The organism is Halomonas sp. (assembly GCF_034520545.1).
Lineage (GTDB): Bacteria > Pseudomonadota > Gammaproteobacteria > Pseudomonadales > Halomonadaceae > Halomonas.
Genome location: NZ_JAXHNN010000016.1, coordinates 161,996 through 184,951, shown reverse-complemented (window position 1 = coordinate 184,951; position 22,956 = coordinate 161,996). Strand labels below are relative to the sequence as shown.

At 65.0% G+C, this 22,956-nt stretch carries 21 protein-coding genes; 12 read left to right on the top strand and 9 right to left on the bottom strand.

Going from position 1 to position 22,956, the window contains the following annotated elements; genetic code table 11:
• Nucleotides 1–20 precede the first annotated feature (20 nt).
• The 3 genes from dnaE to tilS all read left to right on the top strand — a co-directional run bounded on the left by dnaE (nucleotide 21) and on the right by tilS (nucleotide 5,895).
• Nucleotides 21–3,521 (top strand): DNA polymerase III subunit alpha, encoded by a 3,501-nt coding sequence (gene dnaE, locus U5L98_RS17960; RefSeq protein WP_322559621.1) that lies wholly within the window; start codon nucleotides 21–23, stop codon nucleotides 3,519–3,521.
• Nucleotides 3,522–3,633: 112 nt separating this feature from the next.
• A complete protein-coding gene (accA, locus tag U5L98_RS17955; RefSeq protein ID WP_322559620.1) occupies nucleotides 3,634–4,587 on the top strand; it encodes an acetyl-CoA carboxylase carboxyl transferase subunit alpha in 954 nt (317 codons plus the stop codon).
• Nucleotides 4,588–4,608: 21 nt separating this feature from the next.
• Nucleotides 4,609–5,895 (top strand): tRNA lysidine(34) synthetase TilS, encoded by a 1,287-nt coding sequence (tilS, locus tag U5L98_RS17950; RefSeq protein ID WP_322559619.1) that lies wholly within the window; start codon nucleotides 4,609–4,611, stop codon nucleotides 5,893–5,895.
• Here tilS and ppx read toward each other — a convergent pair.
• Entirely contained in the window at nucleotides 5,870–7,414 is a 1,545-nt protein-coding gene (gene ppx, locus U5L98_RS17945) for an exopolyphosphatase (RefSeq protein WP_322559618.1), read from the bottom strand. The two genes, tilS and ppx, sit on opposite strands and share 26 nt — an antisense overlap.
• A gap of 442 nt (nucleotides 7,415–7,856) precedes the next feature.
• On the opposite strand from ppx, the gene rho reads away from it, so the two are divergent.
• The 8 genes from rho (at nucleotide 7,857) to U5L98_RS17905 (ending at nucleotide 14,534) form a co-directional block, all read left to right on the top strand.
• Complete coding sequence (rho, locus tag U5L98_RS17940) at nucleotides 7,857–9,116, top strand: transcription termination factor Rho (RefSeq protein WP_322559617.1); 1,260 nt, start codon at nucleotides 7,857–7,859, stop codon at nucleotides 9,114–9,116.
• Between the two features lie 78 nt (nucleotides 9,117–9,194).
• On the top strand, nucleotides 9,195–10,682 hold the full coding sequence (gene ubiD, locus U5L98_RS17935) for a 4-hydroxy-3-polyprenylbenzoate decarboxylase (RefSeq protein WP_322559616.1): 1,488 nt from the start codon (nucleotides 9,195–9,197) through the stop codon (nucleotides 10,680–10,682).
• Between the two features lie 18 nt (nucleotides 10,683–10,700).
• The gene (locus U5L98_RS17930; RefSeq protein WP_322559615.1) at nucleotides 10,701–11,480 is read left to right on the top strand and encodes an NAD(P)H-flavin reductase; all 780 of its coding nucleotides are present in this window, start codon (nucleotides 10,701–10,703) and stop codon (nucleotides 11,478–11,480) included.
• The gene (folM, locus tag U5L98_RS17925; RefSeq protein WP_322559614.1) at nucleotides 11,477–12,190 is read left to right on the top strand and encodes a dihydromonapterin reductase; all 714 of its coding nucleotides are present in this window, start codon (nucleotides 11,477–11,479) and stop codon (nucleotides 12,188–12,190) included. Before U5L98_RS17930 ends, folM begins: the two co-directional genes overlap by 4 nt.
• An 84-nt stretch (nucleotides 12,191–12,274) precedes the next feature.
• Nucleotides 12,275–12,403, top strand: coding sequence for a hypothetical protein (locus U5L98_RS17920; protein WP_322559613.1), 129 nt, complete (start codon nucleotides 12,275–12,277; stop codon nucleotides 12,401–12,403).
• 64 nt (nucleotides 12,404–12,467) lie between these two features.
• Nucleotides 12,468–12,593 (top strand): hypothetical protein, encoded by a 126-nt coding sequence (locus U5L98_RS17915; protein WP_322559612.1) that lies wholly within the window; start codon nucleotides 12,468–12,470, stop codon nucleotides 12,591–12,593.
• 299 nt (nucleotides 12,594–12,892) lie between these two features.
• Nucleotides 12,893–13,957, top strand: coding sequence for a 3-deoxy-7-phosphoheptulonate synthase (locus U5L98_RS17910; protein WP_322559611.1), 1,065 nt, complete (start codon nucleotides 12,893–12,895; stop codon nucleotides 13,955–13,957).
• Between the two features lie 64 nt (nucleotides 13,958–14,021).
• Entirely contained in the window at nucleotides 14,022–14,534 is a 513-nt protein-coding gene (locus U5L98_RS17905) for a DUF3087 family protein (protein WP_322559610.1), read from the top strand.
• Between the two features lies 1 nt (nucleotide 14,535).
• On the opposite strand, the gene ppk1 is transcribed toward U5L98_RS17905, so the two are convergent.
• Both ppk1 and hemB read right to left on the bottom strand, forming a co-directional pair.
• Nucleotides 14,536–16,731 (bottom strand): polyphosphate kinase 1, encoded by a 2,196-nt coding sequence (ppk1, locus tag U5L98_RS17900; protein ID WP_416208277.1) that lies wholly within the window; start codon nucleotides 16,729–16,731, stop codon nucleotides 14,536–14,538.
• A 46-nt stretch (nucleotides 16,732–16,777) separates the two neighbouring features.
• Nucleotides 16,778–17,779, bottom strand: a complete 1,002-nt coding sequence (hemB, locus tag U5L98_RS17895; protein ID WP_416208280.1) for a porphobilinogen synthase — start codon at nucleotides 17,777–17,779, stop codon at nucleotides 16,778–16,780.
• Nucleotides 17,780–18,003: 224 nt separating this feature from the next.
• Here hemB and elbB point away from each other — a divergent pair, with 224 nt between their 5' ends.
• Nucleotides 18,004–18,666: an isoprenoid biosynthesis glyoxalase ElbB gene (gene elbB / locus U5L98_RS17890; RefSeq protein WP_322559608.1), complete on the top strand. Its 663-nt coding sequence runs from the start codon at nucleotides 18,004–18,006 to the stop codon at nucleotides 18,664–18,666.
• 115 nt (nucleotides 18,667–18,781) lie between these two features.
• On the opposite strand, the gene tatC is transcribed toward elbB, so the two are convergent.
• Genes tatC through U5L98_RS17860 form a run of 6 tightly spaced genes read right to left on the bottom strand, consistent with a single transcriptional unit; the run spans nucleotide 18,782 to nucleotide 22,956 of the window.
• A complete protein-coding gene (tatC, locus tag U5L98_RS17885; protein WP_322559607.1) occupies nucleotides 18,782–19,546 on the bottom strand; it encodes a twin-arginine translocase subunit TatC in 765 nt (254 codons plus the stop codon).
• A complete protein-coding gene (gene tatB, locus U5L98_RS17880) occupies nucleotides 19,543–19,980 on the bottom strand; it encodes a Sec-independent protein translocase protein TatB (RefSeq protein ID WP_322559606.1) in 438 nt (145 codons plus the stop codon). The genes tatC and tatB overlap by 4 nt, the downstream gene beginning before the upstream one ends.
• Before the next feature lie 6 nt (nucleotides 19,981–19,986).
• The gene (gene tatA, locus U5L98_RS17875; RefSeq protein WP_322559605.1) at nucleotides 19,987–20,265 is read right to left on the bottom strand and encodes a Sec-independent protein translocase subunit TatA; all 279 of its coding nucleotides are present in this window, start codon (nucleotides 20,263–20,265) and stop codon (nucleotides 19,987–19,989) included.
• Nucleotides 20,266–20,317: 52 nt separating this feature from the next.
• Entirely contained in the window at nucleotides 20,318–20,653 is a 336-nt protein-coding gene (locus tag U5L98_RS17870; RefSeq protein WP_322559604.1) for a phosphoribosyl-ATP diphosphatase, read from the bottom strand.
• A gap of 42 nt (nucleotides 20,654–20,695) precedes the next feature.
• Nucleotides 20,696–22,318, bottom strand: coding sequence for a ubiquinone biosynthesis regulatory protein kinase UbiB (ubiB, locus tag U5L98_RS17865; RefSeq protein ID WP_322559603.1), 1,623 nt, complete (start codon nucleotides 22,316–22,318; stop codon nucleotides 20,696–20,698).
• The gene (locus U5L98_RS17860) at nucleotides 22,315–22,956 is read right to left on the bottom strand and encodes a ubiquinone biosynthesis accessory factor UbiJ (RefSeq protein WP_322559602.1); all 642 of its coding nucleotides are present in this window, start codon (nucleotides 22,954–22,956) and stop codon (nucleotides 22,315–22,317) included. The genes ubiB and U5L98_RS17860 overlap by 4 nt, the downstream gene beginning before the upstream one ends.

Sequence of the window (22,956 nt, the reverse complement as noted above, 5' to 3'; positions counted from 1 at the left end):
TCATCAATCCCGAGCCCCTTATGACCACGCCCTTCGTTCATCTTCGCGTTCACAGCGAGTTCTCCCTGGTCGACGGCCTGGTGCGTCTCAAACCGCTGGTCCAGGCCGCCGTGGATCAGGGCCTGCCGGCCCTGACGCTGACCGACGAGGCCAACCTATTCGGGCTGGTCAAGTTCTACAAGGGCGCCCAGGGGGCGGGGCTCAAGCCGATCATCGGCTGCGACCTCTGGCTGGCCAACCCCCATGACGAGGGGCATCCCTATCGCTTGACGCTGCTGGCCATGGACGAGACGGGCTACCGCAACCTCACCGAGCTGATCTCGCGAGGCTGGCTGCATGGCCAGCGTCAAGGCCAGGCGCTGCTGGACAAGGCCTGGGTGCTCGAGCAGAGCGCGGGACTGATCGCCCTGTCTGGAGGTCGGGAGGGGGAGGTCGGCCGCCACCTGCTCAGCGATCATCACGACGAGGCCCGTGCCCTGCTCGAGGAGTGGAACTCCGCCTTTCCGGGGCGCTTTTACCTGGAACTGACCCGCACCGGCCGGCCGCTGGAGGAGGAGTGCGTGCACCTCTCGGTGGATCTGGCCGTCGAGACCGGCACCCCGGTGGTGGCCACCAACGACGTGCGCTTCCTGGCCCGCGACGACTTCTGGGCCCACGAGACCCGGGTGGCCATCGGCGAGGGCAAGGCGTTGGACGACAAGCGCCGCGAGCGGCGCTACACCGAGGAGCAGTACCTCAAGAGCCCCGCGGAGATGGCGGAGCTGTTCGCCGACATTCCCGAGGCGCTGGAAAACAGTGTGATGATCGCCGCGCGCTGCAACGTGGAAGTGCGCCTGGGCGAGATCTTCCTGCCGGAATTCACGATTCCCGAAGGCATGACCCAGGACGACTACTTCCGCAAGATCTCCCACGATGGACTCACCGAACGTCTGGACGTCCTCTTTCCGACCGATCGCTATCCGCGCGAAGCGACAGAGTATGCCGAGATCGATGCCCGCTATCGCAAGCGGCTCGACTTCGAGCTCGACATCATCATCCAGATGGGCTTCCCCGGCTACTTCCTGATCGTGATGGACTTCATCCAGTGGGCCAAGGACAACGACGTCCCGGTGGGGCCGGGGCGTGGCTCGGGGGCCGGCTCGCTGGTGGCCTACGCTCAGAAGATCACTGATCTCGACCCCATCGGCTACGACCTGCTGTTCGAGCGCTTCCTCAACCCCGAGCGGGTCTCGATGCCCGACTTCGACGTCGACTTCTGCATGGAGAAGCGCGACCGGGTGATCGACTACGTCGCTGACCGCTATGGCCGTGACGCGGTGTCGCAGATCGTCACCTTCGGCACCATGGCCGCCAAGGCGGTGGTACGCGATGTGGCACGCGCCCAGGGCAAGCCCTATTCGCTGGGCGACAAGCTTTCCAAGCTGATCCCCTTCGAGGTGGGCATGACCCTGGCCAAGGCCCTCGAGGCCGAGCCGGCCCTCAAGGAGTTCCTCGAGGCCGACGAGGAGGCGGCCGAGATCTGGGAGATGGCGCTGAAGCTCGAGGGCATCACCCGCGGCACCGGCAAGCACGCCGGCGGCGTGGTGATCGCGCCGACCAAGCTCACCGATTTCTCGCCGCTGCTCTGCGACGAGGACGGCAACGGCCTGATGGTGCAGTTCGACAAGAACGACATCGAGGAGGCGGGGCTGGTCAAGTTCGACTTCCTCGGCCTGCGCACCCTGACCATCATCGACTGGGCGCTGGAGATGGTCGACAAGGTGCGCGCTACGGAGGGCCAGGGGGCACTGGACATCGACACCATCCCGCTGGATGACGTGCCGACCTTCGAGATGCTCAAGAAGGCCGAGACAACCGCGGTCTTTCAGCTCGAGTCGCGCGGCATGAAGGAGCTGATCAAGCGCCTGCTGCCCGACTCCCTGGAGGACATGATCGCCCTGGTGGCGCTGTTCCGCCCGGGCCCCCTGCAGTCGGGCATGGTCGACGATTTCATCAACCGCAAGCATGGCCGGGCGGAGATCTCCTATCCCCACCCGGACTACCAGCATGAGTTGCTCGAGCCCGTACTCGCCCCCACCTACGGCATCATCCTCTACCAGGAGCAGGTGATGCAGATCGCCCAGGTGATGGCGGGCTATTCGCTGGGCCAGGCCGACATGCTGCGCCGTGCCATGGGCAAGAAGAAGCCCGAGGAGATGGCCAAGCAACGCGCCGGTTTCCTTGAGGGCTGCGAGGCCAACGGCATCGATGCGGAGCTTGCCGGCAACATCTTCGATCTGGTGGAAAAATTCGCCGGTTACGGCTTCAACAAGTCGCACTCGGCCGCCTATGCGCTGGTCTCCTACCAGACGGCCTGGCTCAAGGCACATTACCCGGGTCCCTTCATGGCGGCGGTGATGTCCACCGAGATGGACAACCTCGACAAGGTGGTGCCGCTGATCGAGGAGTGTCGTCACCTCTCACTCACAGTGACCCCGCCCGACGTCAATGTCGGTGGCTACAAGTTTACCGTCGATGACCAGGCGCGGGTCGTCTATGGCCTGGGAGCGATTCGCGGGGTTGGCGAGGGTCCGATCGGCGCCATCGTCGAGGCGCGCGAGGCGGAGGGTCCCTTCGAGGACCTGTTCGATTTCTGTCGCCGGGTCGATCCCAAGCGCATGAACAAGCGCACCCTGGAGGCGTTGATCCGTTCCGGTGCCCTGGATACCCTGGGGCCGAGCCGCGCGGTACTCAGCGCCGCCCTGGACGACGCGATCCGCGCCGCCGCGCAGAATCAGACCAACCAGAACCTGGGGATGATGGACATGTTCGGCGAGGCCTTCGTCGATGAGTCGGCCACCGATGCCTATGCCAGCTATCACCAGGCCCGCGAGTGGAGCGACAAGGAGCGCCTCGCCGGCGAGAAGGACACCCTGGGGCTCTACCTCACCGGTCATCCCATCGACGAGTACGAGAAGGAGCTGGAGCGCTTCGTTTCCACCCGCATCAGCGACCTGAAGCCCTCCCGCGAACCCCAGCGGGTGGCGGGCCTGGTGGTTGGCGTGCGGACCATGAAGTCCAAGCGTGGCGATACCATGGCCTTCATTACCCTTGACGATCGCACCGGGCGTATCGAGGCGTCGTTGTTCGGTGAGCTCTACGACCAACTGCGCGGTCGTCTCGAAGCCGACCAGGTGATGATCGTGGAGGGCGAGGTATCCAGCGACGACTACTCTGGCGGTCTGCGTCTTCGCGGCAAAGAGGTCACGCCGATGGTCGAGGCGCGCAGTCGCTTCGGTCAGGCGGTGGAGCTCTCTCTCGATGCTGCTCGCCTCAACGGGCGGCTGGTGGACTCGCTGCGCGCGAGCCTCGCCCCCTTCTGTGACGGTGAGGGCCTGCCGGTGCGTTTGCGCTACAGCAACGCCGAGGCCTCGGGCTGGCTGGAACTCGCCGAGGAGTGGCGCGTCACGCCCAGCGATGAACTGCTCACCGGCCTGCGCGAGGTGCAGGGCCAGGACGGTGTCCGGCTCAAGTACCGCTGAGGTGCTGCCTTGCGCCGGGCGTCAAGGGTGCGATAATGCCAGCGACTTCACTTTTCGTGCCGCGCCTGGCCTCGACGGGCAGGGCGGTGAAACATGACAAGGCACCCGGCCAATGAATCCGAACTATCTCGACTTCGAACAGCCCATCGCCGAACTCCAGGCCAAGATCGAGGAGCTGCGGCTGGTTGGCAACGACAGCCAGGTTAACCTCAGCGACGAGATAGGCCGGCTCGAGGAGAAGAGCCGCAAGCTTACCGAGTCGATCTTCAAGGACTTGACCCCCTGGCAGGTTTCCAAGCTTTCGCGCCATCCTCAGCGACCCTACACCCTCGACTACCTGGGGCACGTCTTCAGCGACTTCGACGAGCTCCATGGCGATCGCAAGTTCGCTGACGATGCCGCCATCGTCGGCGGCGTGGCGCGCCTGGATGACCGGCCGGTGATGGTGATCGGCCATCAGAAGGGCCGCGATGTCCACGAGAAGGTGCGCCGCAACTTCGGCATGCCGCGCCCCGAGGGTTACCGCAAGGCGTGCCGTCTGATGGAGATGGCCGAGCGCTTCCGCATGCCGGTGCTCACCTTCATCGACACCCCGGGGGCGTATCCGGGTATCGATGCCGAGGAGCGCGGCCAGTCCGAAGCTATCGCCTACAATCTGGCAGTGATGTCGCGCCTGCGTACCCCCATCGTCGCCACCGTGGTCGGCGAGGGTGGCTCCGGCGGGGCGCTGGCCATCGGCGTCTGCGACGAACTGGCCATGCTGCAATATTCCACCTACTCGGTGATCTCCCCAGAGGGCTGCGCCTCCATCCTCTGGAAGAGTGCCGAAAAGGCCTCGGATGCGGCTCAGGCCATGGGTATCACCGCCGAGCGCCTCAAGGAGCTGGGGTTGGTCGATACCCTGATTCCTGAGCCCCTGGGCGGTGCCCATCGCCACCCCTTGATCACCGCCGAGCGAGTCAAGGCGTCACTGTTGGCTAGCCTCGACCGCCTGGAAACGATGGACACCGAGCGCATGCTGGAGCGGCGCTATGAACGTCTGATGAGCTACGGGGCCCCTCTCTAAGGGGACGTTCCGCACGCGGCCATGTCCCTTCAGCGTTTGATCGATCGTGCCCTGGCAGACACTCCGCCGGGGCGCAGTGTCTGGGTGGCCCTTTCCGGAGGCCTGGACTCCTCGCTTCTGCTGACCCTGGCGGCTGCGTCCGCCCACCGTCATCCCCGCCCGCTGCGGGCCCTGCACGTTCATCACGGCCTGCAGCCCGCCGCCGACGACTTCGAGCGTCACTGCCGGCGGCTGTGTTCGCGATTCGGCGTACCACTCCATGTCGAGCGGATTTCCGTCGATCTGGCCGCCGGGCAGGGGTTAGAAGGGGCGGCGCGAGAGGCACGCTACAGCGTCTTTGCGCGGCGAGTGTCGCCGGGGGAGACCCTTTGGCTGGCCCAGCACCTGAATGACCAGGCAGAGACCTTCCTGCTGGCCGCTCTGCGCGGCAGCGGGGTGCGCGGCCTGGCCGGGATGACGGCGTGCCGCGACTGGCAGAATCGATGGCTCGAGCGTCCGCTTCTCGATATCGCACGCTCGACTCTAGAGGCCGAGGCGGAACAGCAGGGCCTGACCTGGGTGGAGGATCCCTCCAACGACGACGAGACGCTCGATCGTAACTTCCTGCGTCACGCCGTGATGCCCCTGTTGGCATCTCGCTGGCCTCACATCGGCGAGGCCCTTTCCCGCAGCGCAGCGCTGGCCGGTGAGGCCGACACCCTGCTGGCGCAACTGGCCGAACTGGACCTCGAGCGCCTGGGTGGCAACCCGGCACGGCTGATGCTCGACGGGCTGGCCGGGCTATCAGACGCTCGCCGGCGCTCGCTGGTGCGTCACTGCTGCGAGCGGCTGTGTCTGCCGCTTCCGCCGGCACGACGGCTCGAGACGCTATTGGCTCAGCTCGGTGCCGGGGAGGATGCCGAGGTGCGAGTGGCCTGGCCCGATGCGGAGGCCAGGGTCTGGCGAAGGCATCTCTATCTGTTGACGCCCCCCGAGCCGCTGCCGGCCGACTGGCAGGCCGAATGGGATGGCTGCTCTTCCCTGGCCACACCGCTGGGGGAGGCGCGGGTCTCGCTGGGCCGGGTCGATGGTGCGTCGGTCCGCCTCAAGGTGGGACCGCGGCAGGGGGGCGAACGGCTACGGCTGCCTGGCCGTGGCCGGCGCGATCTCAAGCGGCTGCTGCAGGAACTTGGGGTGCCGCCCTGGGAACGCGGGCGGCTGCTGGTGGTTAGGGAAGGAGATACCCCGGTGGCGATGATTGACCCCGTGAAAGAGGCGTGGCTGGCGATCGCCGAGGGGTGGGTCAGCCACCGCGAATCACCAGAGTGAAGCCCGCGGTCTGCTGATAGGCCACTTCCTGCTCAAGGTCGTTTAGGAGCAGCGCCGGGGTATCCTCGCCGGTGAGCATCAGCGTCAGCGTTTCGCCATTGGCCTCGAGCAGCGGCACGGCGGGGGGCTGTTCGGGGCGCGAGTGGTTGAGGATGACCGCCAGACGCAGCAACCGGGCCAACCGGGCGTGAGGGTGTCGCTCCGCCCCGGGCAGGGCCTGCCACTCCTTGACCGGGAACTTGCGGCGGTGGGCGCGCACCAGGAAGGCCAGCAGGCGTTGTTCCGGCCGCGAGAAGCCAGCCAGGTCGGAATACTCCAGTAGATAGGCGCCGTGGCGATGGAACTGGCTGTGGGAGATGGCCAAGCCGATCTCATGCAGCCGGCTGCCCCAGTCGAGGAAGCGCGCCTGGTCATCATCGAGGCTCCAGGCGTCGCGGACCTGGTCGAGCAGGGCGCCAGCGGTCGTCGCCACGTTCTCGGCCTGGCGGCCATCCACCTGGTAATTGCGGGCCAGGTTGTCGAGGGTCTTCAGGCGCGAGTCTTCGGGACTGTTGCGTCCCACCATGTCGTAGAGAACCCCTTCGCGAAGGGCGCCATCGGCATAGCGCATCTGCTCCAGCTCGAAGGCCTCGAAGATGGCACCGAGGATCGCCACCCCGGCCGGAAAGACCCGCGAGCGGTCGGCATTGAGCCCCTCCATGGCCACCTTGTCGAGCTTGCGGCACTTGATGAGGCGCTTGCGCAGGGTGGCCAGGCCGGTGCGCGTTATCACCCCCTCGGGAGCATCCCCGGCGGCCGCAATCACCGCGGCCGCCGCCTTGATGGTGCCGCTGGAGCCCACCGGGTCGGTCCAGCCCAGGCGCTGGTAGGGGCGCTGGATATTGGCCAGCTCCGAGAGGGCAGCAAGCTCTGCCTTGCGCATGCGCTTCTCGTTGATCTCGCCTCCCTCGAAGAAGCGGCGGGTGAAGGTCACGCAGCCCATGCGCAGGCTCTCCAGTGCCAGGGGTTCGAAGCGCTCGCCGATGATGAACTCCGTGGAACCACCGCCGATGTCGACGATCAGCCGGCGGCCGTCCTCGGCCAGGGCGTGGGCCGCGCCCAGATAGATCAGGCGGGCTTCCTCGCGGCCGGCGATGATCTCGATACGGTGGCCGAGCAGGGCCTCGGCGCGCTCGATCAGCGTCTGGCTGTTGGTGGCGTCACGAAGTGCGTTGGTGCCCACCACCCGCAGGTGACCTGGGGTGATATCTACGAGGAAGGGGGCAAAGCGGGCCAGGCAGTCGAGGGCGCGCTGCATGGCCTCTTCGCCGAGGTGGCCGTCCTCGTCCAGTCCGGCGGCCAGCTGGACCTTCTCGCCGAGCCGAGCGACCACCTGCAGGCGGTCGTCCTGATAGTTGGCCACCAGCAGGTGGAAGCTGTTGGAGCCAAGATCGATGGCGGCGAGCCGGATGGGGTCGCCGGGCACGGCAGCCGGAAGTGGGGTGGCAGCGGAGGGCGCCGGGTCCTGTGGCGATGTCATGGCAGTTCCTTGGGATCGGTCAGAGGCAAGGGTGCGCGGCACTCCCGGTCGTGTCAATTGTAGCGAACCGAAGGGCTTGCGTTCGCCCGCCGCCTTGACTAGTATCGGGCTGTTCGCCTGTTCCGAATGCTTCCCGACCGTTTAACGGCGATCCCGTCGCGGTCAGTTTCCAAGTCGTCAGACAGCCCACTGCTTCAGCCCGCGATCCCGGCCACCTGGCCCGGAACCGCAGGTCAGGCGAAAACGAACCTGCTTCCTCGCTTCCGATATCGGCCCGGCAACCCCTCAGTGCGGTCGCCCGTCCATGGCCATACGATGCAGCTTGACGAGAGGTAGCCTGTCCGGGCTCTGAACGCATCCACAGGGCGTCATCGTCTCGCCTCCTGTCTTTCCTCACGGCGCACTGCCGCCCGGCTTCCACGAGCGAATTCTGAACACACCGATGAATCTTACCGAACTCAAGCAAAAGCCAGTGCCGGAGCTCCTGGAGATCGCCCGCGAGATGGGCATCGATAACCTGGCACGTTCTCGCAAGCAGGACATCATCTTTGCCATCCTTAAGAAGCATGCCAAGAGCGGCGAGCCGATTTTCGGCGATGGTGTGCTGGAGATTCTGCAGGATGGATTCGGCTTCCTGCGCAGCGCCGATAGCTCCTATCTGGCCGGCCCCGACGACATCTACGTCTCGCCCTCCCAGATCCGCCGCTTCAATTTGCGCAAGGGCGATTCCATCTCCGGCAAGATTCGCCCGCCGAAGGAAGGAGAGCGCTACTTCGCGCTGCTCAAGGTCAGCGAGATCAACTTCGACAAGCCGGAGAATGCCAAGTCGAAGATCCTGTTCGAGAACCTCACGCCGCTGTTTCCCGATGAGCGTCTGCGCATGGAGATCGGCAATGGCTCCACCGAGGACCTGACCTCGCGGATCATCGACCTGGTGGCGCCCATCGGCAAGGGTCAGCGCGGCCTGCTCGTCTCCCCGCCCAAGGCGGGCAAGACATTGATGCTGCAGAATATTGCCACCTCCATCACCCGCAACGATCCGGACTGCCATCTGATCGTGCTGCTGATCGACGAGCGTCCGGAGGAAGTGACCGAGATGTCGCGCACCGTGCGCGGCGAGGTGGTCGCCTCGACCTTCGATGAGCCACCGGCCCGTCACGTGCAGGTCGCCGAGATGGTGATCGAGAAAGCCAAGCGTCTGGTGGAGCACAAGAAGGACGTGGTGATCCTGCTCGACTCCATCACTCGCCTGGCACGGGCCTACAATACCGTGGTGCCGAGCTCCGGCAAGGTGCTCACCGGTGGTGTTGACGCCCATGCCCTGGAGAAGCCCAAGCGTTTCTTCGGTGCGGCACGCAACATCGAGGAGGGCGGTAGCTTGACCATCATCGCCACGGCCCTGGTGGATACCGGCTCGAAGATGGACGAGGTGATCTTCGAGGAGTTCAAGGGTACCGGCAACATGGAGGCGCACCTGGACCGCAAGCTGGCCGAGAAGCGCGTCTATCCGGCGATCAACATTCGCCGCAGTGGCACCCGCCGCGAGGACCTGCTCGCCTCCGAGGAGGAAATGCAGCGCATGTGGATCCTGCGCAAGCTGCTCAATCCCATGGAAGACACCGCTGCCACCGAGTTCTTGATTGACCGCCTGAAGGATACCAAGACGAATCTCGAGTTCTTCGAGGCCATGAAGCGTCGGTAAGTACGGCGTCGCGGCACCGCAAAGGGGCAGATGCTATTCTGCCCCTTTCGTCGTTCGTAATAATGGGAACTTCGCCTCATGAAATACAAGGACCTGCGCGAGTTCATCGCGATGCTCGAGGCCGAGGGCGAGCTGGTACGCGTCACCGCCGAGGTCGATCCCTACCTCGAGATCACCGAGATCTGCGACCGCACCCTGCGCGCCGGCGGCCCAGCGCTACTGTTCGAGAACGTCAAGGGACACAAGATGCCCCTGCTGGGCAATCTTTTCGGCACGCCCAAGCGCGTCGCCATGGGCATGGGCCAGGATTCAGTGGCCGCGCTGCGCGAGGTAGGCGAACTGCTGGCCTTCCTCAAGGAGCCCGAACCGCCCAAGGGGTTCCGCGACGCCTGGAGCAAGCTGCCCATCTTCAAGCAGGTGATGAGCATGGGCCCCAAGACGGTGCGCTCGGCGCCGGTGCAGGCGCTCGTCTACGAGGGCGAGGAGGTCGACCTCGACCGCCTGCCGATTCAGCACTGCTGGCCGGGTGACGTCGCGCCGCTGGTCACCTGGCCGCTGGTGATCACCAAGGGCCCCCACAAAAAACGCCAGAACCTGGGGATCTATCGTCAGCAGAAGCTCGGCCGCAACCGGTTGATCATGCGCTGGCTCTCCCACCGCGGTGGTGCCCTGGATTTCCAGGAGTTTCAGCAGGCCCACCCCGGCGAGCCCTTTCCGGTGGCGGTGGCGCTGGGCGCCGATCCGGCCACCATACTGGGGGCCGTGACGCCGGTTCCCGACAGCCTCTCCGAGTATGCTTTCGCCGGCCTCTTGCGTGGCTCGCGCACCGAGTTGGTCAAGTGTGGCCATGCCGATCTGGAGGTCCCCGCGTCGGCGGAGATCATCCTTGAGGGCTTCATTTACCCCGATGACACTGCGCCGGAGGGCCCCTACGGCGACCATACCGGCTACTACAACGAGGTCGATCAGTTCCCGGTATTCACGGTGACGCGCATGACCATGCGCGAGAAGGCTATCTACCACTCAACCTATACCGGGCGACCGCCTGACGAGCCGGCGATTCTGGGACTCGCCCTCAATGAGGTGTTCGTACCCATCCTGCGCCGCCAGTTTCCCGAGATCCTCGACTTCTATCTGCCGCCAGAGGGCTGTTCCTACCGCATGGCGGTGGTGACCATGAAGAAGCAGTACCCGGGCCACGCCAAGCGGGTGATGATGGGGGTGTGGAGCTTCCTGCGCCAGTTCATGTACACCAAGTTCGTGGTGGTGCTCGATGATGACGTCTGTGCTCGGGACTGGAAGGACGTGATCTGGGCCATCACCACGCGTATGGACCCGGCCCGGGATACCGTGATGGTGGAGAACACCCCTATCGATTACCTGGACTTTGCCTCGCCCGTGGCCGGCCTGGGTTCCAAGATGGGCCTGGACGCTACCAGCAAGTGGCCCGGCGAGACTGATCGCGAGTGGGGCACGCCCATCGTCATGGACCAGGCCATCAAGGCCCGCGTCAGCGAGCGCTGGAACGAGCTGGGCATTGCATTCCCTGACAACACGACACTTTGACAACTTCATGAGGCTTTCATGACGCCAAGGATCCTGACCTGCCTGGTCACCGAGGTCGAGGACCTCACCCCGGACGTCTTCCGTGTCCAGTTGGAGGGCCGGCCTGAAGCCGTGGCCCATGATCCCGGCCAGTACCTGGAACTGAAGCTTGATGAGGGCCTCTGGGTGCCGTTTTCCATCGCCAATGCCCATGCCGGCGATGGCACCATCGAACTGCACATCCAGCACTGGCCGGAGCGAGACAACTCCGCCCGGCTGCGCGAGCTGCTCCAGGTGGCCGAGCGTCTGACCCTGCGCCTGCCCGGCGGCGACTGCCTACTCGACCCGGACAGCACGCGCCCCTTGTTGCTGATCGCTGCCGGTACCGGCTTTGCCCAGATGAAGGCGATCGTCGAGGCGGCGCTGCATGATGACCCGGCGCGAGAGATCGATCTCTGGTGGGCGGCACGCGAGCGTCGGGACCTCTACCTGGAGCGCCTGCCCCGGGCATGGGCGGAAGGGCATGCCAATGTCCGCTTCCACGCCGTGACCGAGCTCGAGCCCGAGGAAGCGGTGGCAGGGGAACGAGTCATCGACCATCGCGGCCGTATCGATCAGGCTTTGGCGACGACCCTGGAGGATGTCTCGGGGCATGATGTCTACGTTTCCGGTTCACCGGGCATGGTCTATGCCTGCGTCGACGTGCTCGCCTCGCTGGGGCTGATGCCCTCGCGGGTCTTCTCGGATGTCTTCGCCTATGCGCCGCGCGACCCCATCGTGCCTACTGCGGGCAGCCTGGTGCGGAAGGAGCGGTCTTGAGTGCCTCGCCGATCCTGATCACCGGTGGTGCCCAGAGGCTGGGGCGTCATTGTGCCGAGCGCCTGGTCGACGACGGCCACCCGGTGATTATCACCTATCGTCGCGAGCGCCCCGAGCTGGCCACACTGCGTGAGCGAGGCATCATCACTCTGCCTGCCGATTTCGCGACGGAGGCGGGCATCATGGACTTTCTCGAGCGGCTTAAGAAAGAGACGAGGTCGCTACGTGCGATCGTCCACAACGCCAGTGCCTGGGCGCCGGACTCCAGCGGCACCGAGGCAGGAGCGAATTTCGAGCGGTTGTTTCGCATTCACATGCTGGCGCCCTACCTGATCAACCTTCATGCCCGTGAGCTGCTCGAGAAGTGCAGCGAGCCCCAGCGCGACATCGTGCACCTGACCGACTATGTGGTGCAGAAGGGCTCCAGGAAGCATGCCGCCTACGCTGCCAGCAAGGCGGGGCTGGACAACCTGACGCTGTCGTTTGCCGCCATGTACGCCCCGGCGATCCAGGTCAATGCCATCGCCCCGGCAATGATCATGCTTAACGAGGGCGACGATGAGGCCTACGCCGAGAAGGCCCGCGCCAAGTCGGTGATGGAGATGATTCCCGGCCCCGGGGTGATCTATCAGAGCCTGCGCTACCTGCTCGACAACCGCTACGTCACCGGCGTGACCCTGCCGGTGGATGGCGGGCGCCACCTGCGTTGAGCCTGCGACCATCGGGGGCGTGTCGGACGCTGCCATTTTCGCTAGAATGCCTTATTAACCTGACGCAATCCGGAGGAGTGACACATGGCGGGACACGACACGAACTTCAAGGACGGCAGCGGTCTGCTGTCCGTGGTGTTGGGCCTGGTGGTGCTGGTGGCCATGAGTGCTCTGCCGGCTACCATCGGCGTGTATCAGCTGTTCGCCGGCTGAACGAACGGCCCTTGCCAGCCATGCCGCAATGCGGCAGGATGAGCTGATACTTCAGGAGTGACCCATGACCATGATCGACCATGCAACGTCCACTTGCCGCGCCGCCTGCATCGGTGCCGTGCGTGTCGACATGCGCGGTCACTGGTTTGGCTACTGGTTTATTGACGGGGTGCCCACGGCCATGTCCTGAGCGCAAGACGCGACATCGCCGGAGGCTCTCCTCACCAGGGCCGCCTCCGTTAGAACCCCCGGACGGCAGCCCCGCCCGGGGGTTTTGCGTTTCCCGGCACCCGACCACACAGATGACAGCAAGGAGAGAGACCATGACCGCGTCCATCGCCATCCGCCTGACTCGGAGCTTCGCGAGCTATTACGGCTATTGGCGATTTAGCGAGCTGCGGTCGGCTCACTCCGCCACGCCCGGCCGTAGCGAAATCGTTGGCACTCGACAAACACGATGTACGTCCGCTATCCGGAGTTGATGACGCCATGAATGCTTCCCTTGCCGCCGCCGCCCTGACCGAGACCATGCACTCTACTCCTGACTCGATCCGGCCGCTGCCCACCCCCGGCGAATTGCGCCGCGAGTTGCCCGTCTCCCCGACCTTGGCGCGCCGCATCGAGGCCCAGCGCCAGTCCGTGCGCAATATCCTCGCCGGCCACGACGATCGCCTGCTGGTGGTGGTCGGCCCCTGCTCCATCCACGATCCCGAGGCGGCCCTGGAATACGCCCATCGCCTGGCGACGTTGGCCTCCCGAGTGGAAGATCGGCTGCTGTTGGTAATGCGCGTCTATGTTGAGAAGCCGCGCACCACCGTGGGCTGGAAGGGGCTGGCCTACGACCCGGACCTCGACGGCAGCGGCGACATGGCTCGTGGTCTCAAGGTATCTCGCCAGCTGATGCGCGAGGTGGCCGAGCTGGGATTGCCGGTGGCTACCGAACTCCTGCAACCAATGCTGGCGCCCTATCTGGAGGACCTGCTCTCCTGGGTGGCGATCGGGGCCCGTACCACCGAGTCGCAGCTGCACCGCGAGGTGGCCAGCGGTCTCGATGCGGCGGTAGGCTTCAAGAACGCCACTGGCGGCGACATTGGCGTGGCGCTGGATGCCATGCGCTCCGCGGCGCATCCGCATAGCCACTTCGGGCTGGATGAAGAAGGGCGCCCGACGGTGCGCGAAACGACAGGCAATCCCCATACCCAGCTGGTATTGCGTGGCGGCCACGGCGAGCCCAACTACCAGGCCTCCCATGTCCATGCAGCGCGCCACGCCCTGGAGGAGGTGGGCCTGTCGCCTCGGCTGATGGTCGACTGCAGCCACGCCAATGCGCGCAAGGATCACCGTCGCCAGAGCGAGGTGCTGCTCGACGTGCTGGCCCAGCGTCAGGCCGGCGAGACGGCGTTGGCGGGCTTGATGCTGGAGAGCCATCTCCACGAAGGCAAACAGCCGCTGGAACCGGGTCGGCTGCGCCATGGGGTCTCGGTCACCGACGCCTGCATCGGCTGGGAGACTACCGAGCATCTGCTGCTGACGGCCGCGGAGCGTCTTCGCTAGTTCTGTACCCCGGATGGCGTTGTCAGGATAATGCTCCATTCCTGAATCGCCGCCCGGAGCCTCCATGTCGTTCAAGTTCGAAGACCACGATCCCGAAACCTATCGCCGCAAGGCCAAGCTGATCAGCCTGGCCATGGCTGGCCAACTGATCGTGTTCGGTCTGGTGTTCGCTCAGTTGCTGCAGGTCGCCTTCGGCGGCGGCTTCTGGCTCAACGTGCTGGGCGTGCTGCTGGGGTTGGTCGCGACCAGCCTGGTCTTTGCGGTGCTGCGCGAGCGTCCCTGGATGACCGAGATGCGCTATGTCTGGCAGCTCAAGCACCATCTCTCACGGGTCAGCGGCTATCTGCCGGCGCTACGCCGCGGCATGGCGGAGGGCAACGACACGGCGCTGGGGGTGCTCGCCTTCTACCATCAGGGCATGGCCCAGCTCGCTGAGCTCAACGGCCGCACCCTCGACGACGATGCGGAACTGCTCGCCGAACGCGAGGTGGTGCGAGCCGCCCGCCGCGAGCGCGGCCTGCCCGAGCAGGTATCCGGGCTTGATCCTCACGACCTCGATGCGTTCCGCAAGGGCTGAGTCACGCCCTGGCTGCATAGGCGAAGAGCAGGGTCTCCTGGGCGCTGATCGGGGCCGCGTCGCCGGGCTGCTGCTTGACGTAGATGCCGTCGCTGCGCAGTAGCCAGCTCTGGCAGTTATCCACCAGGTAGGTCTCGAGATCCTTGCGGACCCGGGCAGCCAGCTTCTTGTCAAGCAGCGGAAAGCAGGTCTCCACTCGATGGAACATGTTGCGCGCCATGAAGTCGGCGCTGGACCCCCAGATTTCGGGCTGGCCGTCGTTGTGGAAATGGAATACCCGGGTATGCTCCAGGAAGCGGCCGATGATCGAGCGCACTCGGATGTTTTCCGAGATGCCGGGAATGCCCGGGCGCAGGCAGCACATGCCGCGGATGATCAGGTCGCATTCCACCCCAGCACGGGAGGCACGGTAGAGGGCCTGGATCAGCTTGGGCTCGGTGAGCGAGTTGCACTTGACGATCAGGTGGGCGCGCTTGCCCTTCCGGGCATGCTCTGCCTCTCGGTCGATCTTGGCCACCATCTGCTCGTGCAGGGTGAAGGGGGCGTGCAGCAGCTGCTCGATATGTCGGGCCCGGCCCATGCCCGTGAGCTGCTGGAAGACCTTGTGCACGTCGGCGCACAGCACGGGGTCGGCGGTGAGCAGGCTGTAGTCGGTGTAGAGCTTGGCGGTCCGTGAGTGGTAGTTGCCGGTGCCCAGATGGGCATAGTGACGCAACTTGCCCCGTTCACGACGCACGATGTGCATCATCTTGGCGTGAGTCTTGTAGGCCATCACCCCGTAGATGACGATGGCCCCGGCTTCCTGCAGACGCGAGGCCAGGGCGAGGTTGTCGGCTTCGTCGAAGCGTGCCCGCAGCTCGATGACTACCGTGACCTCCTTGCCGTTACCGGCGGCCTCGACCAGGGCGTTGACGATGGGTGAGTCGGCGCCGGTGCGGTAGAGGGTCTGTTTGATGGCCAGCACGTCCGGATCCCGGGCGGCCTCGCCGAGCATCTCCTCCACCGGAGAGAAGGACTGGAAGGGGTGGTAAAGCAGGATATCGCCATCGGTGATCGCGGCCAGCACGCTGTCGGCCTTGCGCAGTGACTTGGGCAAGCCGGGAATGAAGGGACGATAGAGCAGCTCGGGGCGCTCTACGTCGCCCAGCACCGACATCATGCGCGTCAGGTTCACCGGGCCGTTGACCCGGAAGAGGTCTGTCTCCTCGAGCTGAAACTGCCTGAGCAGGAACTCGGTCAGCTCGTCGGGGCAGTTGTCGGCTACCTCCAGCCGGACTCCGCTACCGTAGCGCCGTGACAGCAGCTCGCCGCGCAGTGCCGAGGCGAGGTCGGAAACCTCCTCGGGGTCCACGGAAAGGTCGGCGTTGCGGGTCAGTCGGAACTGGTAGCAGCCCAGGACCGACATGCCGGGAAATACCTCTTCGGCATGGGCGTGGATCATCGAGGAGAGAAAAATGTACTCGCTGAAGCCCGCCTCGCAGAGCGCCTCGGGCAAGGCGATCACCCGTGGCAGCGAGCGCGGTGCCGGCAGGATGGCCAGCCCACCCTCGCGGCCGAAGGCGTCCTTGCCCTCCAGCTGGACGATGAAATTGAGGCTCTTGTTGACCAGGCGAGGGAAGGGATGGGATGGGTCCAGGCCGATGGGGCTGATCACCGGCATGATCTCGGTTTCGAAGTAGTTGCGCACCCAGGCGCGCTGGGCCTCGGTCCAGTCGCCTCGGCGGCGGAAGCGCAGCCGCTGTGCCTCCAGAGCGGGGATCAGGACCTCGTTGAGGATCTGGTACTGGCGTGCCACCTGGGCATGAGCGATCTGGGCGATCTCGGCCAGGACCGAGCGGGGTGAACGACCGTCGGCACCGGTGGAGTCGTCGCCGAGCAGGATCTGATTCTTGAGGCCGGCCACGCGGATCTCGAAGAACTCGTCCATGTTCGACGAGAAGATCAGCAGGAACATCAGTCGGTTGAGCAACGGATGGGCCTCGTCCAGGGCCTGCTCCAGGACCCTGACGTTGAACTGCAGATGGGAGAGCTCACGGTTGAAGTAGAGGCCGGGGTCGGTCAGGTCCGCCTCAGGGTCCGGCAGCGCCTTGGGCTTGATCCCGGTGCGGGTCTGGTTCAGCCGCGGAGCGGGAGGCTCGACGCCCCGCGCAGGCGTGGGCATGTCGATTTGCCGGTCGGGGCCGCGTGTCTCTTCCATGGGATTTCCCTGTCGTCGGGCGGAAGGGGGCTGCCCCTTCCGTCGTCTATGTCGTCGCAAGCAGCCTGGCCGCTCGCTTGGCGAAGTAGGTCAGCACGCCGTCGGCTCCGGCGCGCTTGAAGCACAGCAGCGACTCGAGGATGACCGCGTCCGCCTCCAGCCAGCCGTTTTCGAAGGCGGCCATGTGCATGGCATACTCGCCGCTCACCTGGTAGGCGAAGGTGGGCACCTTGAGCTCGTCCTTCACCCGACGCACCACGTCCAGGTAGGGCATGCCGGGCTTGATCATCACCATATCGGCCCCCTCGGACAGGTCCAGGGCCACCTCGTGAAGGGCCTCGTCGCCGTTCCCCGGGTCCATCTGGTAAGTGGTCTTGTCGGCCTTGCCCAGGTTGCCGGCGGAGCCCACTGCGTCGCGGAAGGGGCCATAGTAGCGGGAGGCGTACTTGGCGCTGTAGGCCATGATCCGGGTGTTGACCAGCCGCTCCTGCTCCAGCACATGGCGGATCGAGCCGATGCGCCCGTCCATCATGTCCGAGGGGGCCACCACATCGGCACCGGCCTCGGCGTGGGAGAGTGCCTGCTTGAGCAGCGTCTCCACGGTGCGGTCATTGTGGACGTAGCCCGCCTCGTCGAGGATGCCGTCCTGTCCGTGGCTGGTGTAGGGGTCCAGCGCCACGTCGGTGATGATGCCGAGCCCGGGGATCGCCTCCTTGAGGGCACGTACGCTGCGCTGGACGAGACCCGAGGCGTTGTAGGCCTCCTCGGCCAGTTCGCTCTTCAACGCCGTTCCCACCACCGGGAAGAGGGCGATGGCCGGAATGCCGAGCGCAAAAGCCTCCCGGGCCTCCTCGATCAGCAGGTCGAGGGAAAGCCGTTCCACGCCCGGCATGGAGGGCACCGCCTCGCGCTGGCCCTCGCCCTCTAGCACGAATACCGGCCAGATCAGGTCGGCCGCCGTCAGGGTGTGCTCACGCATCAGGCGGCGCGAGAAGTCGTCGCGACGCATGCGGCGCAGACGTGAGGCAGGGAACTGGCGTGTGGTCATGAAGCTCAAGGCGTCTCTCCGGGTAGGGGGCGGGACAGCCGTCCCGTCATTGTGGCGATGCAGGGTGACGGATTGATGACAGCGAAGCTCGGATGTCTCGAGTATATCAGTGTCGTCCAGTGTCGAAAGCTGCGCCTTGTCGCACCCGGGCCGACTCTCTAAAGTGAAGGCTTCCGGATTTCAGGGCCTGGCTTCGCCGGGCGCCTACCCTCAAGGAGAAAGGCATGAGCAAACAGGTGGCGGTCATCCTCTCGGGATGCGGAGTGCAGGACGGCGCCGAGATCTACGAGACCACTCTGACCCTGCTGCGCCTCGACCAGCTTGGTCTGGGTTATCGCTGCTTCGCCCCCGACATCGAGCAGCATCATGTCGTCGATCATCGTCACGGTAAGGTGGTCGAGGGTGAGCGTCGCAACGTGCTGACGGAGTCGGCACGCCTGGCTCGCGGCGAGATATCGCCCCTCGACGAACTCGAGGCCGATGACTTCGATGCGGTCATCCTTCCCGGCGGCTTCGGTGTCGCCAAGAACCTCTCGAACTTCGCCGAGGCGGGCGATGGCATGCAGGTGCTCGACGCGCTTACCGAGGCGCTGTCCGGCTTTCATGAGGCGCGCAAGCCTATCGGCCTGATGTGCATCAGCCCGGTGCTGGTGCCGCGCCTTCTCGCACCCGGCATCGCCGTGACCGTGGGGCATGATCCGGGGGTCACCGGTCTGATAAGTGCCATGGGCGGCCTTCACCGCAGTTGCGGGGTCGAGGACATCGTGGTTGATTACGAGAACCGCGTGGTAACCACCCCGGCCTACATGCTTGCCACGCGCATCAGCGAGGCTGCCACCGGCATCTTCAAGCTGGTCGACCGCGTCGATGAGATGATGGATCTCTGACCCGACGGTCCGGCGCACCGGCTGCGCCGGGAGCGGTAAGCTGTAATCTGGAAGTGAAACCCCCAGACATTGAGCCCTGGGGGTTTCTTATGGCTTACAGCTTTAAGCTTTCAGCTTAGAAGTCGTCCTCCTCATCCTTTTCCCGCTTGCGACGTACCAGGCGACCGAACAGCAGTCCAACCTCGTAGAGCAGATACATCGGTATCGCCAGCAGGCTCTGGGAGACAATGTCAGGTGGGGTGAGCAGCATGCCGATGACGAAACAGGCCAGCACCACATAGGGACGCTTCTTCGACAGGCTCTCCACCGTGGTGGCGCCCGAGAGGATCAGCAGGAAAGTCGCGATCGGAATCTCGAAGGCCACCCCGAAGGCGAAGAACAGCTTGAGGACGAAGTTCAGGTATTGGTTGATGTCGGTCATCACCGCGACGTCCGCAGGCCCGGTCTGGGTGAAGAACTGGAACAACAGCGGGAAGACGACATAGTAGGCGAAGGCAGCACCGCCATAGAACAGCGCGATGCTGGAGGCCAGGATCGGAAGCGCCAGCGCCTTCTCGTTGTCATAGAGGCCCGGGGCCACGAAGGCCCAGGCCTGGTGCAGCACATAGGGAATGGCGGCAAATACCGCTACCACCAGTGTGAGCTTGAAGGGCGCGAGGAAGGGCGAGGCCACCTCGGTGGCGATCATCTGCGAGCCTTCCGGGAGCAGTGCCATCAGCGGCTGGGCGACGAACGAGTAGATGTCGTTGGCAAAAGGATAGAGGCCCAGGAAGATCACCAGGATCGCGATCACAGCGCGCATCAGCCGCGAGCGCAGCTCGATGAGATGCTCGATCAGCGGGGCCTGGTTCTGCTCCTGGGGATCACCGGTCTTGCTCATCGGGGGGCAGAATCCTTGTCGGCAGTTGAGGCATCGGCGGGGCGCTGGCGATCATCGCCCTCGCTGCCCGTGCGGGCTCTGGCGAGGGCGTCGTCGAGTCGTTTCTCGGGAGGGGCTGGCGGTGCCTCACTAGCATTGTCATCCGCCGAGGTCGACGGGCGCTTGACGTCGTCTTCCTCGGCGATGCTCTCCACACCGCGCTTGACCTGCTTTACGCCCTCGTCGAGCTTCTTCTGCTGCTCGTCGAGTTTCTGGCGCAACTCCTCGGCCTCGAGCTGAGAACTGATCTCGCGCTGCATGCCGGAAACAGTGCGCTTGATCTTGCCGATCCACAGTCCCAGGGTGCGTGCCGCCTTTGGCAGGCGCTCGGGACCCAGCACCAGCAGGCCCACCACGCCGATGAGCATCAGTTCGAGAAAGCCCATATCGAACATGGCGGGTTACTTGCGCTCTTCCTGACGCTCTTCCTGGTCCTGGGCCTTCTGCTCGGCCTTGACGTCGTAGGTGTTGAGCTCCTCGTCATGGCTTACGCGGGCTTTGGGGTCGTCCGTCTTCTCGTCCTCGTCTTTTTCCTTCTCTTCCTCGTGCATGGCCTTCTTGAAGCCCTTCACGGCACCGCCCAGGTCGCCGCCGACGTTGCGCAGCTTCTTGGTACCGAAGATCAGGATGATGATGCCGAGAACGATCAGCAGCTGCCAGATACTGATACCACCTAACATAGTTGCTTCCTCAGGTTGGGGCTCCGGGAGGTCCCGGAAGGGCCAGTTGACGCTATGATTGCCGCGCGGCCTTTTCGTCGTGTCCCGAGACGCCGAAGCGTCGGGCCAGCTCATCCAGGACCAGGTGATGGTCGAGGCCCAGGTGCGAGAGCATTACCAGGCTATGAAACCACAGGTCGGCCGTTTCGGCGACCAACGCTTGGCGAGCCCACTCGTCGCCGTGCTCGGCGTCCTTGGCAGCCAGCAAGGTCTCGGTGGCTTCCTCGCCAACCTTCTCGAGTATCTTGTTCAGTCCCTTGTGATGCAAGGCCGCCACGTAGGAGTTCTGGGGCTCCGCTCGGCGGCGTTCTTCGAGTACGGCATGAAGTTGATCGAGAATGTCGCTCATGGGGAAGATCCCGTAGCTGTGGAAGAAAAGGTCAAGGGCTAATCAGTGCCAGGCCAACAACAGTACGCCGAGGGCGGCGGCGGCCAGCACCGGCCAGGTCTGGTCCGCGGCCCACTCGGTCAACGGCTGCCAGGCCAGCGCTGCGGCCAGCAGCAGCAGGCCCAGGCGCAGCCGCCGCTGGCTCCTGCCCCGCTGGCTAAGCTGTTGGAAAATACCGTTCATGGCGTCGGATTGATGGCGCCGTTGGCGGTGTTCGAGCTCGGCACGGTTCAGGGCCTGGTAGGCGAGCACCGGTAGCTCGGGCAACTGGTGTGAGAGCTCCGGAGCCTGTCGCTTGAGCGATTCCCAGAGACCGCTGACTCCGGCCCGCTCCTTCATCCAGCGCTCCAGGAAGGGCTTGGCGGTGCTCCACAGGTCCAGGTCGGGATAGAGCTGGCGGCCCAGCCCTTCGATGTTGAGCAGCGTCTTCTGTAGCAGCACCAGCTGCGGCTGCACCTCCATGTTGAAGCGTCGAGCGGTCTGGAACAGGCCCAGCAGCACCTGGCCGAAGGAGATGTCCTTGAGCGGCTTCTCGAGGATCGGCTCGCACACGGTGCGGATCGCCGCGGCGAACTCGTTGGCTCGGGTTCCCTCGCCTACCCAGCCGGACTCGATGTGCAGTGCCGCCACTTCATAGTAGTCCTGATGAAAGAAGGCCAGCAGGTTGCGTGCCAGGTAGTCCTGGTCTTCGCGGGTCAGGCTGCCGACGATGCCGCAGTCGATGGCGATGTACTGCGGGTCATTGGGATGTTCGAAGGAGACGAAGATGTTGCCCGGGTGCATATCGGCGTGGAAGAAGTTGTCGCGGAATACCTGGGTAAAGAAGAGTTCCACGCCGCGCTCGGCCAGCTTCTTGAGGTTTGTGCCCTGGGCGAGCAGTGCCGCGGTATCGGCCACCGGAACCCCGTAGATGCGCTCCTGTACCATCACGCGACGGTGCGTGAGTGCCCAGTAGATGGCCGGTACGTAGAGCAGCGGCGAATTCTTGAAATTGCGCTTCAACTGAGAGGTGTTGGCCGCTTCCTTGGTCAGGTCGAGCTCGTCGAACAGCGTTGACTCGTAGTCGCGGACGACTTCCACCGGGCGCAGTCGGCGGGCCTCGGGAATTCGCGCCAGCACGCTGGCGAAGCGGTACAGCAGCGCCATGTCCTGGCGCATCACTCGGTCGATCCCCGGGCGGATGATCTTGACCACCACGGCCTCTCCCCCGTGCAGCCAGGCGGCATGCACCTGGGCGACGGAGGCCGACGCCAGTGGTTCGGGCTCGAAGCTGGCGAAGGCATTTTCCAGCGACATCGCCAGCTCCTCCTCCACCAGCGCCTTGGCCTGATGAGCGGGGAAGGGCGGCACCTGGTCCTGAAGCCTTTTCAGTTCGTCGGCGATGTCTTCGGGGAGAAGGTCGCGCCGGGTCGAGAGCATCTGGCCGAACTTGACGAAGATCGGCCCCAGTTCCTCCAGCGCCAGGCGCAAGCGCACGCCGCGAGGGCGTTTGCCGATCGGTACCAGGCGCAGCGGTGAAAGGATGAACAGGCTGCGCAGCCACCAGGGCATGCGGGCTAAGGGCAGCATAGTGTCGAGCCGATAGCGGGTGACCACCCAAAGAATGCGCATGGGCCTGAGGATCATGGCGTCTTCTCCGGCTCGGTCAAGCGGCGTCGGAGCCTGGCCAGGCGCGCGTCAAGGCGGTCGGTGGCGATTTCCATCTCGGTCAGTTGGTCGCGCAACGCCTCGAGCTGGTGACGCCCCGGCAGCAGCCGTGCTTCCTCGAAGACATATTCGCTGACGTCGGCGCAGAACTCCTGGCGGGTGCGCAGGCCCCAGCGGGAGAGGCTGCGTAGCCCCTCGGCCAGGCTATGGGCCGGGATGTCGCCGAGCCAGCGGGCCAGCTCCGCCTCCCAGTCCAGGTCGAGGTCGAGCAGCAGATCGCGCGTTGCTTCCAGCAGGTGGGTGCGACCTCGCACGGCGAGCTTTCCCTGGAACATCAGGCGCTCGACCGAGGCACCGCCCAGCAGCTCGCCGAGCGTCTCGGCGTCAACTTCGACCACCGCGTCAAAGGCCTCTTCGGCGGTGTCGTCGGGGCGGATCAGATCGAGACCGGCCGGATGGAAGTGGATGGCCAGCGCCAGGTCGGGTTGCTCCAAGCGCAACAGAATGCGCTGGCCGGCCAGCCGGGCCAGACGCGACGGCGCCGCCGGATCTCTGGCGAGCAGGGCGTTCAGGGTGCGCTCCAGGCCGGCCAGCAGCAGGGTGGAAGACAACTCCAT

What these genes read in the sequence shown, in the direction of transcription:
- dnaE (WP_322559621.1), top strand. Translation starts at nt 21, where the DNA reads ATGACCACGCCCTTCGTTCATCTTCGCGTTCACAGCGAGTTCTCCCTG.
- accA (WP_322559620.1), top strand. Translation starts at nt 3,634, where the DNA reads ATGAATCCGAACTATCTCGACTTCGAACAGCCCATCGCCGAACTCCAG.
- tilS (WP_322559619.1), top strand. Translation starts at nt 4,609, where the DNA reads ATGTCCCTTCAGCGTTTGATCGATCGTGCCCTGGCAGACACTCCGCCG.
- ppx (WP_322559618.1), bottom strand. Translation starts at nt 7,414, where the DNA reads ATGACATCGCCACAGGACCCGGCGCCCTCCGCTGCCACCCCACTTCCG.
- rho (WP_322559617.1), top strand. Translation starts at nt 7,857, where the DNA reads ATGAATCTTACCGAACTCAAGCAAAAGCCAGTGCCGGAGCTCCTGGAG.
- ubiD (WP_322559616.1), top strand. Translation starts at nt 9,195, where the DNA reads ATGAAATACAAGGACCTGCGCGAGTTCATCGCGATGCTCGAGGCCGAG.
- U5L98_RS17930 (WP_322559615.1), top strand. Translation starts at nt 10,701, where the DNA reads ATGACGCCAAGGATCCTGACCTGCCTGGTCACCGAGGTCGAGGACCTC.
- U5L98_RS17920 (WP_322559613.1), top strand. Translation starts at nt 12,275, where the DNA reads ATGGCGGGACACGACACGAACTTCAAGGACGGCAGCGGTCTGCTGTCC.
- U5L98_RS17915 (WP_322559612.1), top strand. Translation starts at nt 12,468, where the DNA reads ATGACCATGATCGACCATGCAACGTCCACTTGCCGCGCCGCCTGCATC.
- U5L98_RS17910 (WP_322559611.1), top strand. Translation starts at nt 12,893, where the DNA reads ATGAATGCTTCCCTTGCCGCCGCCGCCCTGACCGAGACCATGCACTCT.
- U5L98_RS17905 (WP_322559610.1), top strand. Translation starts at nt 14,022, where the DNA reads ATGTCGTTCAAGTTCGAAGACCACGATCCCGAAACCTATCGCCGCAAG.
- ppk1 (WP_416208277.1), bottom strand. Translation starts at nt 16,731, where the DNA reads ATGGAAGAGACACGCGGCCCCGACCGGCAAATCGACATGCCCACGCCT.
- hemB (WP_416208280.1), bottom strand. Translation starts at nt 17,779, where the DNA reads ATGACCACACGCCAGTTCCCTGCCTCACGTCTGCGCCGCATGCGTCGC.
- elbB (WP_322559608.1), top strand. Translation starts at nt 18,004, where the DNA reads ATGAGCAAACAGGTGGCGGTCATCCTCTCGGGATGCGGAGTGCAGGAC.
- tatC (WP_322559607.1), bottom strand. Translation starts at nt 19,546, where the DNA reads ATGAGCAAGACCGGTGATCCCCAGGAGCAGAACCAGGCCCCGCTGATC.
- tatB (WP_322559606.1), bottom strand. Translation starts at nt 19,980, where the DNA reads ATGTTCGATATGGGCTTTCTCGAACTGATGCTCATCGGCGTGGTGGGC.
- tatA (WP_322559605.1), bottom strand. Translation starts at nt 20,265, where the DNA reads ATGTTAGGTGGTATCAGTATCTGGCAGCTGCTGATCGTTCTCGGCATC.
- U5L98_RS17870 (WP_322559604.1), bottom strand. Translation starts at nt 20,653, where the DNA reads ATGAGCGACATTCTCGATCAACTTCATGCCGTACTCGAAGAACGCCGC.
- ubiB (WP_322559603.1), bottom strand. Translation starts at nt 22,318, where the DNA reads ATGATCCTCAGGCCCATGCGCATTCTTTGGGTGGTCACCCGCTATCGG.
- U5L98_RS17860 (WP_322559602.1), bottom strand. Translation starts at nt 22,956, where the DNA reads ATGGAGTTGTCTTCCACCCTGCTGCTGGCCGGCCTGGAGCGCACCCTG.